Raw genomic sequence first — 14,459 nt, forward strand, 5'->3', positions numbered from 1 at the left:
TGCTGGATGAAAACGAAGGGGATTAGTAACTTAAAATTTAATTTGCTGCCCCACCGCAAGGTGGTCCTCCGCGGACGGCGAACAGGAAACAATGCTGGATGAAAACGAAGGGGATTAGTAACTTAAAATTTAATTTGCTGCCCCACCGCAAGGTGGTCCTCCGCGGACGGCGAACAGGAAACAATGCTGGATGAAAACGAAGGGGATTAGTAACTCAAATTTTAATTTGCTGCACGACCGCCAGGTGGTCCTCCGCGGACGGCGAACAGGAAACAGTGCTGGATGAAAACGAAGGGGATTAGTAACTCAAATTTTAATTTGCTGCACGACCGCTGTGATTTGCGGGCAAGATGGATGCCCCTGTTGTTTCGATTATATCCGTTGTTGCGGAGAGAATGTGAGACGCTTTGACAGATAATTTATAAGGTGATAACAACCAACTGCTGCAGCAAGGTGTTTGAGTGTGTGGCCGCTGACGAGGTTACCTGTCAGGGTGTACACACCGGCGTCGAAATGTTCGAGCACTTTCGCAAAGCCGTACCAGAGAATCAACTTCCATAAACAGTGCGCGTGTCCGTATTGACCGGGAAACCAGTGCAGCATGATGGGAATGGTCAGCAGTGGGAAGAACTGCACAACGGCATAGGGACGTAAATCCCCACTTCCCGCCTGCTCGGTGAAATGCCAGTACAACACCGTCCCGATTCCCAACGCCACCAACCAGGGCAAGAGCTTCAAACCCAGATCGGTATCCACCCGCTCGCTAATCACGGCAGCGTAGAGTCCCATGAATCCAATCCCTATAGGCAACCGATCCCATAGCAGGGTGGCATTATCCGGCGCCAGGTGATAGTAAGCGGAACCCGGCCCAACCAAGGCGATCCCAAAAAACGCAACGGCCCAGTTGATCCATTCGCGTGAATCGTGAAAGACTTCACGGTTATCCCGGTTGTTAATGGTGAACAGTAATCCCCATGTCCCGATCAAAAGGAACGGCAGGTTGGAAAAAACGTTTCCACAAAACGGCACACCCAGGTAATTCTGGAAATCGGCAAAGTGGTGGTAGTGCACGTCTTGCGGAATGGGATCAGCCAGAAGGGCGAAGATGATACTAACAGCCAGCAGGGATAGTAATATTTCAACACGGCGACGTAGAGCCATTAGCCTTTATGATCAAACCTGCCATGTTCAAGAAAAAATAATGTCTGGTGGATTACGGGTTTTTTATACATCATCAATGAATGGGTCACTGGCAGGATGATATGGTCGGTCATGCCTTCCAGGCGCGTACTTTCCACAGAAACCTTGCCGTCGTCTTTACCCTTTATGAGGCTGGAGTGAAAGATGTCTACCGTCCGATTACCGGCGATTATCCCAAGTTCATAGTCGGCAACATCATTCCAGGCGGAGGGCCCTTGTTCACAGGTCCCCAGTTGCTGGCCGGCAGGACCGTAAAGCGTTTTATATAACCAGTTATTCTTCCAGAAGTCAGTCACTTCGCTGCCCTGGTTGGGTGGACCCTGCATCACCACCCGACCCAGGTTGGCCGGCTTATGGCGTGCGATATAGGCTCGCGTCAGCAATCCCCCCATGGAATGCGTTACAAAATGAATCTTGCCCTCGAGCGATTTGGCGAAACGATCAATCTTCGGATGCAGACGATCCGCCAGGGCCTCAATGTTGAATCGACTTGAAGGATAGTTGAGATTGAGTGTTCGGTACCCTTCCTTGCGGAACCTGGATTCCAGTCCGATCATGGAAAGGTGGCTGCGCAATATGCCATGCAGCAGAACAACCCCATCTTTTTTTTTACCGGGGTTCATGCAGTTCTTAATTGGAAATCAAAGTGTCCTGTCAAAACACCAGGATCATCTGCTGCAGGTTTATATTCGATGATGAGTCGCTCCTGCTCTTCCCTTTTTAATTTCAGATTGCGCAGAACAAAGTCGCGTGCATTCAGTGTTTGAATGAATCGGTTGTCAGGAATGGCATCGCCTTTGAAATAAGTTTGCGTCACCAGTTCGGGGAGGCCTTCGGCTTTCGCAATAAAATGGATGTGTGGCGGGCGGAACCAGCCGATATCGAGATCGGCGGGGTAGTACCCGGGGATGATGGTACGGACCCGGTAGGAGCCGGTGGCATCCGTAATGGTATGGCCCCAATATTGAAAATTGGGGTCGAGTTTTCTCTCAATCGTTTTTCCTCGCGGATCCTCAAACGTGTTTGCGAATGAATCATCCTGATGGTTGTAACGACCGCTGCTCGATGCCTGCCATAACATTAGGGAAGCATTGGGTACCGCTTCCCCATTGGGGTTCAGCACTTTCCCTGTCAGTGAAACGATTTGCCCTTCGGCCCTCTTTTGTTTTCCTTTAACCTGGGTCAGGTCCCAGTCGTTAGACATGGGAAAAGATTTTCCCTTATTACCGAGCTCCCGGATGGGTTCTATCGGGTCGTCAGGGTCTGGAAAGAAAGGTCCGAGGACTTGTTCAAAAACTCGGTTGGGTCTTTTTAAGCCAACCAGGAAAATCGCAGCAGCCACGGGTCCGCCAACCAGTAAAAGTTTCTTAAAAAGTTGTCGTCTTGAAAGCGTTGCTTTGCTCATGAACTAGCTCCGTTTCGATAAGGCGTTTTATGTGTTAATGAAAATGTTTTCCCCTTCAATAACCGCTATTCGCGTTCTTTAATAATTAAAGAGACCTTTGCATAATTCTAAAAACAAAGTCCATTGCGAGAATCTTCCTCGCCTGGAGGCGAGTCAGAATGTAGTTGGCTTTTTATTTGTCATTCTGAGTTTAGTTGCGAAGGGGGGTTTCCTTAATTACTTTTACAAAATAAATACCTATTTAAATTTAAAGTTAACCATAATAAAGGAGAGCGGGACAATATTTCTTTAAAATTAATTTTTTTACAAAATTCTATTTTCAACCATAGGTTTAATTCCTACATAATCTGTTTTTCCCGTCTCCAGTACCGGGGCGGACAATATTTCTTTTGAATTAACTTTTTTTACAGATTTCTATTTTCAACCATGGCCTTAATTCCTACATAATCTGTTTTTCCCGTCCCCAGTACCGGGACGGTATCGACGACTTTGATAGCTTTGGGCAGATTGATTTCACCGATCCCCTGGTCTTTTGCATACCTCTGGATTGCGTCGCGTGAAGCTTCCTGATAATCCGTGACCAACACCAACTGTTCGCCTTTTTTGGGATCCGGCAAGGAGACGACCGCATGATGGGCTCCGGGCCAAAGATCGGCGATAAAGGTTTCCACGGCGGTGAGAGAAACCATTTCCCCCCCCACTTTGGCAAACCGTTTAGCTCGACCCTTGATCGTGATGAAGCCGGTATCGTCGAGCGTCACAATATCCCCTGTGTCGTACCACTTGTCTTCCGGTGGTTCTAAAATTCCCGGTTTTTCTGCACGCAGGTAACCCGACATCACATTGGGTCCGGAGACCCACAGCTTGCCACCTTCATCGATGCCGGTAACCGGTTCGATGCGGTGTTGCATACCGGGTACCAATCTTCCGACGGAACCGGGCAAGTGATGCATGGGTGTATTGAGTGCCAGTACCGGCGCAGTTTCTGTGGCACCGTAGCCTTCCAAAATTCGGATACCGAACTTGGTCTGCCAGGTCTGGCGGGTTTCTTCCTTTAATTTTTCCGCGCCTGCAAAAACATAACGCAGGTTGTAGAAGTCATAGGGATTGGCAAATTTTGCATAGCCGGAAAGAAAGGTGTCGGTTCCCAGCAGTATGGTGGCGTTGATGTTGTAACCGACCTCCGGGATGATCCGGTAATGCAGGGGAGTCGGGTACAAAAAGGTTCTAATGCCTGAGAGTATGGGGAGTAAGGTTCCCACGGTGAGTCCAAACGAGTGAAACATGGGGAGAACATTCAACATCACATCGGTTGGACCAAAATCTAAAATCGCACCGACCTGCAGTCGGTTGGCCAATATATTTGCGTGCGAGAGAACAACCCCTTTGGGAGTTCCTTCGGAACCGGAGGTGAACAGGACTACCGCCGGGTCATCGGGATTCCGCCCCTTTACCCTGTTTTGATAAAACGTTTCCGCAAAGATGGCATTGAATACGCCCGACAATTTTTGCCAAAGGGAAATGGTGGGGCGAAGGTCTTCAAGATAACAAAGGGTGACGCCCTCCTTTTCGATGGCTTCGACCATGGTTTCCAGTTTTCCCATCTGAATAAATCGGCGAGAGGTGTACACCGTTTTAATGCAGGCGGTTTTGCAGGCGATCGCCACATTGCGCGCACCTGTAGAAAAGTTGAGCATCGCCGGAACACGACCATAAGCCTGCAATCCAAAAAAGCTGATTAACAGTCCCAGCGAATTGGGGAGCAGTAAACCGACTCGCTCGCCCGGTTCCGAGTTGTTCGCAAAGACCTTTCCCAATACTGAGGAGCGCACCAGCAGTTTGAAATAAGTCAGCGGTTGAAAATCCTGATCCTCCACCACTGTATGACCACTGCCCTGCATTGTTTTAGCGTCGAGCAAAGCCTGGTACAAAGTCTGCCGGTACGGTCCGCTTTGAAACAGCATGTCGGTCATCAAGGTGTACAAATGTTCGCCAGCGAGTCTGCGACGTTTTCGCCCTTTGATTTCATCCGGAAGATTAAATTTTACCGGTGGAAGAAACGTCACCGTTATGCGTGGAAACCAGCGTACGCGAACCTTTCCCCTGAGGCGTGTAAACGGGGTGAACTGCGCCCCTTCCAGGCGAACCGGGACGAGGTTGGCATCTGATTTATCCGCGATCATCCCTGGTCCTTCATAAACCTTCATGAGGGAACCGGTGACTGTGAGCCGACCTTCGGGGAAAATAACGAGGCGGTGACCTTTCTTGACGCGATCGATCAGGGTGCGGGTGGCCAGGGGATTGGTCGGGTCGAGTGACAGCGTTTCCGCCAGGGACAAAAAGGGTTTGATCCACCAGAGTTTTGCGATGTGAGTGTTGATGGCGAAAGTGAGTTTGTCCGGTATCCAGGCGGCAATGAGCAGGACATCGAGAAACGAGAGGTGGTTGGCGATGATTACGCGGCGGTCCCCTGCCTCTTCATAATGGTGTAGTCCTTTGACTTCTACCCGATACAGAAAAAAGAGGACACTGCGGGCGAGGGATTGGATAAGAGCATGGGGCAATAACTTACAGATATAGACCGCGACAAATGCGTTCATAGTGGCGGCCACCAGAAACACCTGGGGAACGGAAAACCCCTGTGCCAGCATAATAACTGTGGCGATAGCGGCGACGACCATGAACAGGGCGTTCATGATGTTATTGGCAGCGATGGTGCGGGCTCGGTGAGTGACCTCGGAGCGAGCCTGTAAAATAGCGTAGAGCGGGACGATATAAATACCGCCACAGGCCGAGATGGCGAAGAGGTCGAACAGAATCCGCCAGGCCGGAAATGTAGATAAAAATTCCGACGCGCCGATGAAGCCCGTGGCCGGTTTGATGAACTCCGCCTGGCTGGCAAAAAACAGGTCGACCATGAATATCGTCATTCCCAGCGCACCGATGGGTGCGAACGTGGCCGAGACCTGCCCTTTTAAAAGACGGTTGCAAAACAGGGAACCGACACCAATGCCCACGGAGAACAGGGTGAGGAAAAGAGTGACCACCTGTTCGTTTCCACCAATGATGAATTTTGCGTAGTTGGGAAACTGGGACAGGAAGGTGGCCCCAATGAGCCAGAACCAGGAAATGCCCATAATGGACAGGAAGATGTCCTGCTTCTGGTGCGACTCCTTCATCATGACCCAGGTTTGTTTGAAAATATTGGGTTCAATGGTGAGGTTCGGTACCGCGGGCGTAGTTGAAGGGATCTTCAGGCTGGCGGCCCATCCAGCCAGAGAAACTGAAATGATGAATGAGGATACCCAGGTCACCCCTCCGTCGGCCCTTATTAAAAGAGCTCCGAGAATAGTACCGGTGAGAATGGAAATAAATGTTCCCGCTTCGATGAGCGCATTGCCCCCGATTAATTCACTGTCCTCCAGATGATGCGGCAGAATGGCGTACTTCAATGGCCCAAAAAATGAACTCTGGGTGCCCATTAAAAACAGGATTGTCAGCAGGAACCAGATGTTACCCCAGATGAATCCGATGGAGGCTCCGACCATCAAAAAGATTTCGACCAGCTTGATGATGCGAATGAGACTGGCTTTGTCGTAGCGGTCCGCTAATTGACCTGCTGTCGCTGAAAACAGGAAGAAGGGGAAGATAAATATTCCCGCTGCGGCGGTTACCAGAATTTGCGGGTTGTAACCGGCTTTTTCCGCAGCCTGGTAGGTGATGAGAATGACGAGTGCGTTCTTGAAAAGATTGTCGTTGAACGCTCCCAGAAATTGGGTGAGAAAGAGGGGCGTGAATCTCCTGGTTTTGAAAAGCCTGTATTGAGATTCAGCCATGTTTTGGTCTCCCTTTAGAGCGACTTTTTCCTTTCGATTCCGCTTCGAGGTGCTCCGATAATTCCTTCAAGGTGGCCGCTGTGGTGGTTAAGTTTTCCAGGGTGAAATTTTTGGAGAAAGCATTGGACCATACGATGTGGTCCTGAACGATGGCTTCATCCAGGGCATGGCCTTGTTTGGTCAATGCAACTATTGGAGATGTCTTGTGGTCGGGGTTTTCTACATAGCGGGCCAGGCCCTGTTCTACAAGGGAGTTGGCAATTTTCTGTACCGCCTGGCGGGAGAGGCCCATACGCCTTGCTATCTGGGAAACAGTAAAGTTGTCGCATCCGGCGGCTGTAAGGACCTTCCAGTTTGAAAGGGTTTGTTTGTGCGGTTTGACAATTTCCTGTCCTTTGGATTCCATGGCACTCGTCAACTCGAGCAGGTTCAGGATCAGGTGGCGGAGTGCTTCAGCCTTTGGTGTACGTTTGGGCATGGTTAACCGTTAATCAGTGAAAGGGTTTTATTGGATGTGATCAGTGGCCAGGTTTGCACCAGAAGCATGGTGGATCCCGAGAAAAAGGAGAACGCCGCATTGGCAAACAGGATGGGACGTATACCTGTTTGCGGGAAAGCAATTTTTATGAGGTGTGATTCAGAGGTTGTTTCGTCAGGCATGATGCTCTCCGTCAAGCGATAATCAATATGGTAATAAAATAACAAAATGACAATAAGTTGTCAATAGGCCATTTGATTTGTTTTGTCTGGCTTGACCCTTTTTACGCCATTCGGTATGCTCCGGGTCTGGAGAGGGTGTTTGCCCTTTCAATAACTTGGAGTTAATCGGTTTTTGAATAAAGTTTAAATCAGGATTGGGAAATGAGTGAAAAAAAAGATGTCTGGGTGATCATTGAGCGTACTGGGGCGGATATAAAAGGCGTTTCATTGGAAGCGTTGAATGCTGCACGCAATCTGGCAGAGCAGACAGGTGGCCAGGTGGTGGGAGTGGTTCTGTGTGCTGAACCTGATGCCATTAACAAATCTCTGGAAAATTCCGGAGTGGATCAAGTTCGAATATTGACCAACGCAGGCCTGGAGGACTACAGTCCACTCGCATATAGGGAAGTCTTGACACCTTTAATTTCTCAAGCTCCGCCATTTTGTGTTTTGATGGGGGCCACCAACCACGGCAAAGAGCTCATGCCGGCACTAGCCACCTCTTTGAATTCTGGATGCATAACTGATTGTAATCAAATTAGTTATGATTCCGGAAGGATTGCTGTCAGGCGATCAACCTACTCCGGGAAGGCAATTTCCACGCTTACTTTTGATTCCCCTCCACCCTATTTTATTACTATCCGACCCAACCAATTTCGTGGAGAGGTACAGGTAGCCAGTTCTCCGGAGGTAAAGCAGGAGTCAGTTGAGTTGTCGGAATCTACAGCTAGATTGAAACTTACCGAAAGGAAAGTAGAGGGAGGTCGCCGGGATATAACCGAGGCCCAGGTTGTGGTTTCCGGCGGAATGGGTATGCAGGGACCGGAGAATTTCAAGATGCTCGAGGATCTTGCCGACCTTGTTCAAGGAGCAGTTGGGGCCAGTCGTCCGGTAGTGGATGAAGGCTGGCGGCCTTATTCCAACCAGGTGGGACAGACAGGCCGGACCGTTTCCCCAAATCTTTATATAGCCTGTGGAATTTCCGGAGCTGTTCAGCACCTGGCGGGAATGTCTTCCTCTCAATGTATTGTGGCAATCAATAAAGATGGAGATGCCCCCATTTATGATGTCGCAGACTACGGTATTGTGGGAGATGCTTTGGAAATAGTCCCCGTCCTGACCGAGGAAATCCGCAAAATAACCCAGAATTGACCAGGTGTTCCACGTGGAACAATCCTCTCCAGAATATTTTATTGAATCTCTCCTGACGGATCCCCGTCTGCAATTTCTAACAAAATATGATCTCCAAATTGTTATTCCCAGGCTAGGGACGTTTGCACGTCTCTGGGACAAATGGAATCGGAAGATAAGCCTGACCGCTGAAAAGGAAATGGCTCTATATATAAGGAACCATTTTTTTGTCAGTTTTCAATTTTTGAAGGCGCTTGGGAATCCCCAGGGAATTGTTGATATTGGAAGCGGCGCTGGGCTGCCGGGAGTACCTTTAAAAATCATTTGGCCAGCCATTCCCATGTTGCTGGTAGAATCCCGTCGGAAGAGAGCCAATTTCTTAAAGCAGGTGGTGCGTGAACTGAGCTTGGAGAATACCGTGGTAATGGATTCAAAAGTTGAGGATGTCGGCGAAACGCCTTTTCAAATTGACACTGCTCTGTTTCGGGCCGTAGCCGATACAAAGACCTGCCTGGAAATGGCATCGGGAATTTTGCAGTCAGAAGGTCGAGTCATTTTGATACGCACTTTAGAAGAAGCCAGTAAAGATTCGCCCCACCCGGAGTACAGCCGAATTGATGCTATTGACGTAGAAGATTTCAATTCCAATCCACTTCTCCTGGAATGTTATAAAAAGCATTCAAATAAGTAGCAGTCCTCCTTTTGCTCGAGGTCTTTTCATAAGTGCTTTTGGGATGAAAACCGCACTTCGGCTTGAAAAGGACAAGGCCTCCTGTTCAAGAACCGCTATTCGGGTTCTTGAATGTGATACATAAAATCAAAGAACAGTCATTCAAAGTCCTCCATATTTGCTCAGGATAAACTCCGCGAAGAATCCCGCCTTGATTTTTGATTTTAGAGTTATGCAAAGGGCTCCTTTTGTTCCACGTGGAACACTTGAATATACGCTCAACCTACAAAATTCTTTTATGTAAGCCACCTTTTTCATATGTCTTTATAAAAATTAGCCTTTAAATGTTCGTTGTTCCGGTGGGATGAATATGGTATTTTTAATTGTCCTCACAAAAGATACTCACCATGCCAAAAATAATCAGCATTGCCAATCAAAAGGGAGGGGTGGGAAAAACCACCACTTCGGTAAACTTATCGGCCTGTGTTGCCCTGGCGGGGCGGTCTGTGTTGCTCATCGATATGGATCCCCAATCCAATGCAACCAGTGGTCTTGGGGTGGATGTTCAACCCGGCCAGATGGGTATTTATGACCTATTACTCGGTTCTGCTGAACTTGAACAGGTGTGTCACCCGACAGAAATCGAAAACCTGAAGGTGGTACCCGCAACAGTCGACCTGGCCGGGGCAGAAATTGAGCTGGTCAACCACCAGCAGCGTGAGAAACGCCTCAAAAATAGTTTAGCCCATTCGGGCGAAAAATTTGAATACATCTTTATCGATTGCCCCCCTTCGCTGGGTCTGTTGACCCTGAACGCGCTGGCGGCCTCGCGCAGTGTGCTCATCCCCATGCAGTGCGAATATTACTCCCTGCAGGGACTCAGCCATTTATTAAAAACATTGAAAGGTGTCAAGCATTCGGTGAATCCGGAGCTTTCGGTTGAGGGCATATTGCTCACCATGTTTGACGGACGCACCAGCCTCGCGTCTCAGGTGCGGGACCAGGTGAAAGAGTATTTCAAGGATTATCTTCTGGACACGTACATTCCACGCAATGTGCGTTTGAGCGAAGCGCCGAGTCACGGCAAGCCGGTAGTGCTTTATGACGGACGCAGCAAAGGTGCCGATGCCTATATAGGGCTGGCAAAGGAAATCATCGCTCGCAATAAAAAATCGGATGCTGCCATGAACGAACAGCAAGGAGGAACGGTATGACCCGCAAGCCGTTGGGTAAAGGGCTCAATGCCCTGATCCCGGATTTTGATCTGGATGAACCCCCTGATGAAAAAGAAGGTCCGGCAGAATTGCCACTGGAAGAAGTGGAGCCCGGATCGCTGCAACCGCGCAAGCATTTTGATTCTGAAGCCCTGGAGGCGCTGACGGCGTCTATCCGGGAAAACGGAGTGGTGCAGCCAATAGTAGTCCAAATGGGCGCAAAAAATAAATACGAAATAATTTGTGGGGAACGGCGTTGGCGTGCATCGCAGAAGGCGGGACTCAAATCCATTCCTGCAGTGGTGCGGGAAGTCACCAGCACGCAGCGTCTGCAGATGGCTTTGATCGAGAACATCCACCGGCAGGATCTCAACCCGATGGAAGAAGCAGAGGCATTTCAACGACTGGCACAGGAGTTTGGGTTGACGCAGGATGCCATCGCGGTAAAGGTGGGGAGGAGTCGGGTGAGCGTGGCGAACCATATGCGTTTGTTGAAACTGCCGCGCGCGATACAGGAGGATTTGCGGGCCAATCGATTAAGCTTTGGCCATGCCCGCGCGATATTGAGTCAGGAATCGGAGAAGGCTCAGGAAGCACTTCGATCGGCGATAGTGGAAAAGGGTTTGAGTGTACGGCAAGCCGAAGCCTGGTCTCCACACGACAAAAAAACCACAACGGGTAGTTCTAAACTCAAGGAAGGCAAGCGGGATATTTTTGTCGAGGATCTTGAAAAACAACTGGGCCGGGCACTCGGAACCAAGGTGGATATTAAAACTTCTGGCAAGGGTGGAAAGGTGATTGTGGCCTATTATTCCAATGATGACTTGACCAGAATTCGTGATATCATTCTGAAGAGCGACACTTAAAAAGGGGTGGCACGCGCCGTAACGTATGGGAGCAGTCCGATATTTTTACTTGCGCATGAAAGGCTGAAAAATATCCTAATGGAGTACACGCGATGTTTAATTCGGGGGGGGAAGCGATGAAGCAGGGAAAGAACGACCAGATCAAAGCCTATATGGGCGAAGACACCTCTTTTGATGGTTCGCTTTCTTTTAACGGTACTGTCCGTATTGATGGAAGTTTCAAGGGCAAGGTGAGGACCGATGACACACTGATTGTTGGCGAAAAGGGTGTGTTGGAAGCTGATGTTGAAGCAGGGATTGTGGTTTGCAAAGGCAAGATCCGTGGAACTGTTCAGGCAAAAGAAAAAGTGGAAATCCATAAAGATAGTGAAGTCGTTGGCAACGTGATCGCCCCCCAATTGTATGTTGAGCTGGGAGCCGTGTTTGATGGTCAATGCGATATGACCAAGAACGGCAAGAAGACGTTACAACTGGTGCAGGAAGAAAAAAACGCCGCCGAGATGCTTTGACGAAGTCTACAATTTGTTGGAGCGAGATTTACAAAACCAGGAATAAATTTCAGACGTAGAAATAAGGTTTTCCTTTTAGATCCCGCCTGGTTTTCGCATCTGGACCAGATTTCTGCATTGATTCACCTCTAGAGTTTATCCTGAGATTGTCGAAGTGCTCCGAATGAAAAATTGATGAGCTTTCAGGTGAAGTAGAAATTGATTTCAGGGAAATGAAACGCTCTATATTGTTGGTTTGATAACAACCGTTGCAAAAAACCGCCACCGCGAGCGACCAGGGGAAGCTCGGCCCAGGTATTTTCCCTAAGGTTTAGTGTCCCGAGGAGGTAGATCCGGAGGTTTTTTCCAGTTTCCTGCGGGTGTTGCCAGGCTGAATTGGTTCGTCACAAAGGCTCCTCGCAAAGACGGACACTTTGTTCCAAAATATTTCACTTATGTTATGAAAAGCCCTATATAAAGGCGGCGAGGGTGTCTTCCAGTTTGTTGTTCATTTCTTCCCAGACTTTTTTCAAAGCTTTCTCATCCAGTTTGAGAAGGTTTTTAGCCCTGGGATCCAGGACGGGGGGATGCATCTCACCACTTCCGCCAAGGCCCATTTCATAAGCCAGGAAATCAGCGAAGTGAATAATGGAAGCCTGGGTCTCCCACTTCGGGTTGCGAAACGGATCGTGATGCCCTCCCACAACAGCCTGTAAAAATTCCGGAAGGTTCCAGCGTTTGAACAGGGCAGCCCCAACCTGGGCGTGGCTGCAATTGAGGTGCTCCTCCTCGTAAAACGTCATGGGTTTTTCACCCTGTGCGTGTTCTTCAAATATTTTAAGGGACTGGTCTGGTACGGAAAGGCACAGAACGAGTCGACCGAGATCGTGCAATAGCCCGGCAACATAATACCGTTCGGCCTTGTCTTCTTTTTTTATTTCGGCAATCGTACGACTAGCCAGGCCAACGGCTACACTGTGACGCCAGAACAGGTTCATGTTGAACAGTTCATTAGGGATACCGCGGAATTTTCCGAGAATACTGGTTGCCACCACCAGTTCCATGAGTTGGTCCATGCCTACAATGGACAATGCATGGGTGATGGTTTCCACTTTTGACTTGAAGCCATAGTAGGGGCTGTTCACAACTCGCAAGAGCCGGGCTGTAAGAGAGGAGTCGATGCGAATGATGGCATCCAGTTCCTGGAAACTGGTGTCTGGGTGATGCATCACCTTTTGAAGTTCACAGTAGATATGAAGCGGAGAACCCAGCAGGCCGTTGGGAATAGTATCAAGATTGAATTTCATGGTACCAAGGATATCTTATTTCAAGGATTAGACAACGTATTTACTTCCGGAATATTGGTTGAGTAGCGCGATTAACTGGGCCCGGGAGTGAACCCCGCATTTGCGGTATATCCTCTTCAGATAGGTTTTGACCGTGTGTTTGCTGATGAATAACCGATTTGATACCTCGTTGGGGTCGAGTCCATCGTGGAGCAGGCTGCAAATTTCGACCTCGCGCCAGGACAAACCGACTTTTTGTGCCAACCGGTTCGTCCGGCTGAAAGCGTCAAGAGCGGGTTGTGTGGTGATAGCCCAGAAAGGTTGAAAACTCTGTGTGGTTTCACCATTCAGTAAACGCACGGTCACCCGATAGTTTTTGTTGTTCCAGTTAAAGAAATTATAATCGGTGGTAATCCGTGAAACGTCATCAAGGGGACTGGCTTGCACTTTGGGCGTCGGTTTTTTCTTTACCAGACGGTTGAGAGCTTCAGGCAGGGCTCCACCATTTTTTATTTCGAATTCCTCGCGCATGACCGCATTGCAATAATTGATTTGCATGTCCATGTCGACAAGGGCAAACCCAAGGCCGGGCTCAACCAGAATTTCAAGGGCCACCTGAAACTTCCGGGCTTCTTCCAGTAATTCAACCTGGAAATATTTTTTTACCAGGAAAAGAGAAATACAACGCTGAAGCCAAAGGACGGAGCTTTCACTCTCATCAGGTTTTCCCGGATCTGCAACCAGAATACCCTGAATCGTCTGCGCAAGTTTTTCCAGGTCGTCGGACAATTTGGATAAAGACGATCCTTTCTCTTTTGAACCCTTTTTTCTCAGGATTTCAAATCCATCAATGGTGGAGATTTCTGATAACTCAAGAAGAGGAGAAGAAAACTCTTTTAATGTTTCTTCATAAGCCTTACGGGTATTGCATGTAGAGAGGGCTTTAACAAATTTTTGCAAAGCAGGAAGATTCATGGAAATTAAAGCTGGTTTGGCCAAAAGAATTCCTCAACTAAAATATTAAAATGTCCCTTTATCCCCTTTTGGGGTAGGGGACCTGCCGCAAAATTATGTAAAAGCAAGGCCGACTGGTAAATTATATCTAAAATAGTAATTTACAGTTTAAAAAAACCAATTTTCAGGCAGTTTTATTTGGATGAAGACTCAATTCGGAATTACGAAATATTGCGGCTAAGTGGGCCAAAATCATGGTTTTTTACTATTTTGGTTAATTATATTAACCTTAATTAAATCAATGGTTTCGGCATTTATTAGTTTAATATTTAAAATTTCAATCTCGAACAAAATACCCCGTTTGGGGTATTGTGGGTAAGTTGTGATTGTAAATATAATGGCACCGTTCTTAATAGAAAACTAGGGTTCCGGTCAACCTTTTTCGGGTCTACCGAATCATACCGATATTTTAGGAATGTATATGGACAACCAAACCGTCAAATGCAACACGTGTAAACGAAAAATACAATTCCTGAATGCTGAAGGATTGTTTGTAACTAAAAACTGTAGTGTTCTTGAGTCTGATCCTGAAACGGGGGTCACCTTTGGTACCTGCAAGTTCTGCAAAACCCGCGTTGAATTGAACAACCTTCGATATTTAACCGATGCATTTGAAGTTGGAGTTGCATTTTAGAATCGGAATGAAAGTT

At 48.2% G+C, this 14,459-nt stretch carries 14 protein-coding genes; 6 read left to right on the forward strand and 8 right to left on the reverse strand.

Annotation, left to right across the window (positions count from 1 at the left end; genetic code table 11):
- Positions 1-372: 372 nt before the first annotated feature.
- The 6 genes from G3M70_06135 to G3M70_06160 all read right to left on the reverse strand — a co-directional run bounded on the left by G3M70_06135 (position 373) and on the right by G3M70_06160 (position 7,101).
- Complete coding sequence (locus G3M70_06135) at positions 373-1,161, reverse strand: ceramidase (protein QPJ61488.1); 789 nt, start codon at positions 1,159-1,161, stop codon at positions 373-375.
- The gene (locus G3M70_06140) at positions 1,161-1,823 is read right to left on the reverse strand and encodes a hypothetical protein (GenBank protein QPJ61489.1); all 663 of its coding nucleotides are present in this window, start codon (positions 1,821-1,823) and stop codon (positions 1,161-1,163) included. The genes G3M70_06135 and G3M70_06140 overlap by 1 nt, the downstream gene beginning before the upstream one ends.
- On the reverse strand, positions 1,820-2,605 hold the full coding sequence (locus G3M70_06145; protein QPJ61490.1) for a hypothetical protein: 786 nt from the start codon (positions 2,603-2,605) through the stop codon (positions 1,820-1,822). The genes G3M70_06140 and G3M70_06145 overlap by 4 nt, the downstream gene beginning before the upstream one ends.
- A gap of 404 nt (positions 2,606-3,009) precedes the next feature.
- Positions 3,010-6,441: an acyl-[ACP]--phospholipid O-acyltransferase gene (locus G3M70_06150; GenBank protein QPJ61491.1), complete on the reverse strand. Its 3,432-nt coding sequence runs from the start codon at positions 6,439-6,441 to the stop codon at positions 3,010-3,012.
- Positions 6,434-6,919, reverse strand: coding sequence for a MarR family transcriptional regulator (locus tag G3M70_06155; GenBank protein ID QPJ61492.1), 486 nt, complete (start codon positions 6,917-6,919; stop codon positions 6,434-6,436). The genes G3M70_06150 and G3M70_06155 overlap by 8 nt, the downstream gene beginning before the upstream one ends.
- Positions 6,920-6,921: 2 nt before the next feature.
- A complete protein-coding gene (locus tag G3M70_06160) occupies positions 6,922-7,101 on the reverse strand; it encodes a hypothetical protein (protein QPJ61493.1) in 180 nt (59 codons plus the stop codon).
- Between the two features lie 201 nt (positions 7,102-7,302).
- Between G3M70_06160 and G3M70_06165 the strand changes: the two genes are divergently transcribed.
- The 5 genes from G3M70_06165 (at position 7,303) to G3M70_06185 (ending at position 11,530) form a co-directional block, all read left to right on the forward strand.
- On the forward strand, positions 7,303-8,292 hold the full coding sequence (locus tag G3M70_06165) for an electron transfer flavoprotein subunit alpha/FixB family protein (GenBank protein QPJ61494.1): 990 nt from the start codon (positions 7,303-7,305) through the stop codon (positions 8,290-8,292).
- Positions 8,293-8,305: 13 nt separating this feature from the next.
- Positions 8,306-8,962, forward strand: coding sequence for a 16S rRNA (guanine(527)-N(7))-methyltransferase RsmG (rsmG, locus tag G3M70_06170; GenBank protein QPJ61495.1), 657 nt, complete (start codon positions 8,306-8,308; stop codon positions 8,960-8,962).
- A gap of 386 nt (positions 8,963-9,348) precedes the next feature.
- Positions 9,349-10,155 carry a ParA family protein gene (locus G3M70_06175; protein ID QPJ61496.1) on the forward strand — a complete coding sequence of 269 codons (807 nt, stop codon included), beginning with the start codon at positions 9,349-9,351 and terminating at the stop codon, positions 10,153-10,155.
- Complete coding sequence (locus G3M70_06180) at positions 10,152-11,021, forward strand: ParB/RepB/Spo0J family partition protein (GenBank protein ID QPJ61497.1); 870 nt, start codon at positions 10,152-10,154, stop codon at positions 11,019-11,021. Before G3M70_06175 ends, G3M70_06180 begins: the two co-directional genes overlap by 4 nt.
- Before the next feature lie 116 nt (positions 11,022-11,137).
- Positions 11,138-11,530: a polymer-forming cytoskeletal protein gene (locus G3M70_06185; GenBank protein QPJ63726.1), complete on the forward strand. Its 393-nt coding sequence runs from the start codon at positions 11,138-11,140 to the stop codon at positions 11,528-11,530.
- A gap of 449 nt (positions 11,531-11,979) precedes the next feature.
- Here the strand turns inward: G3M70_06185 and G3M70_06190 are convergent, their stop codons facing one another.
- Both G3M70_06190 and G3M70_06195 read right to left on the reverse strand, forming a co-directional pair.
- A complete protein-coding gene (locus tag G3M70_06190; GenBank protein ID QPJ61498.1) occupies positions 11,980-12,816 on the reverse strand; it encodes an HDOD domain-containing protein in 837 nt (278 codons plus the stop codon).
- 27 nt (positions 12,817-12,843) lie between these two features.
- Positions 12,844-13,794 (reverse strand): helix-turn-helix transcriptional regulator, encoded by a 951-nt coding sequence (locus G3M70_06195; GenBank protein ID QPJ61499.1) that lies wholly within the window; start codon positions 13,792-13,794, stop codon positions 12,844-12,846.
- A 436-nt stretch (positions 13,795-14,230) separates the two neighbouring features.
- Here G3M70_06195 and G3M70_06200 point away from each other — a divergent pair, with 436 nt between their 5' ends.
- On the forward strand, positions 14,231-14,443 hold the full coding sequence (locus G3M70_06200; GenBank protein ID QPJ61500.1) for a hypothetical protein: 213 nt from the start codon (positions 14,231-14,233) through the stop codon (positions 14,441-14,443).
- Positions 14,444-14,459: the final 16 nt, after the last annotated feature.

It is taken from the genome of Candidatus Nitronauta litoralis, from assembly GCA_015698285.1.
GTDB classification, from domain to species: Bacteria; Nitrospinota; Nitrospinia; order Nitrospinales; family Nitrospinaceae; genus Nitronauta; species Nitronauta litoralis.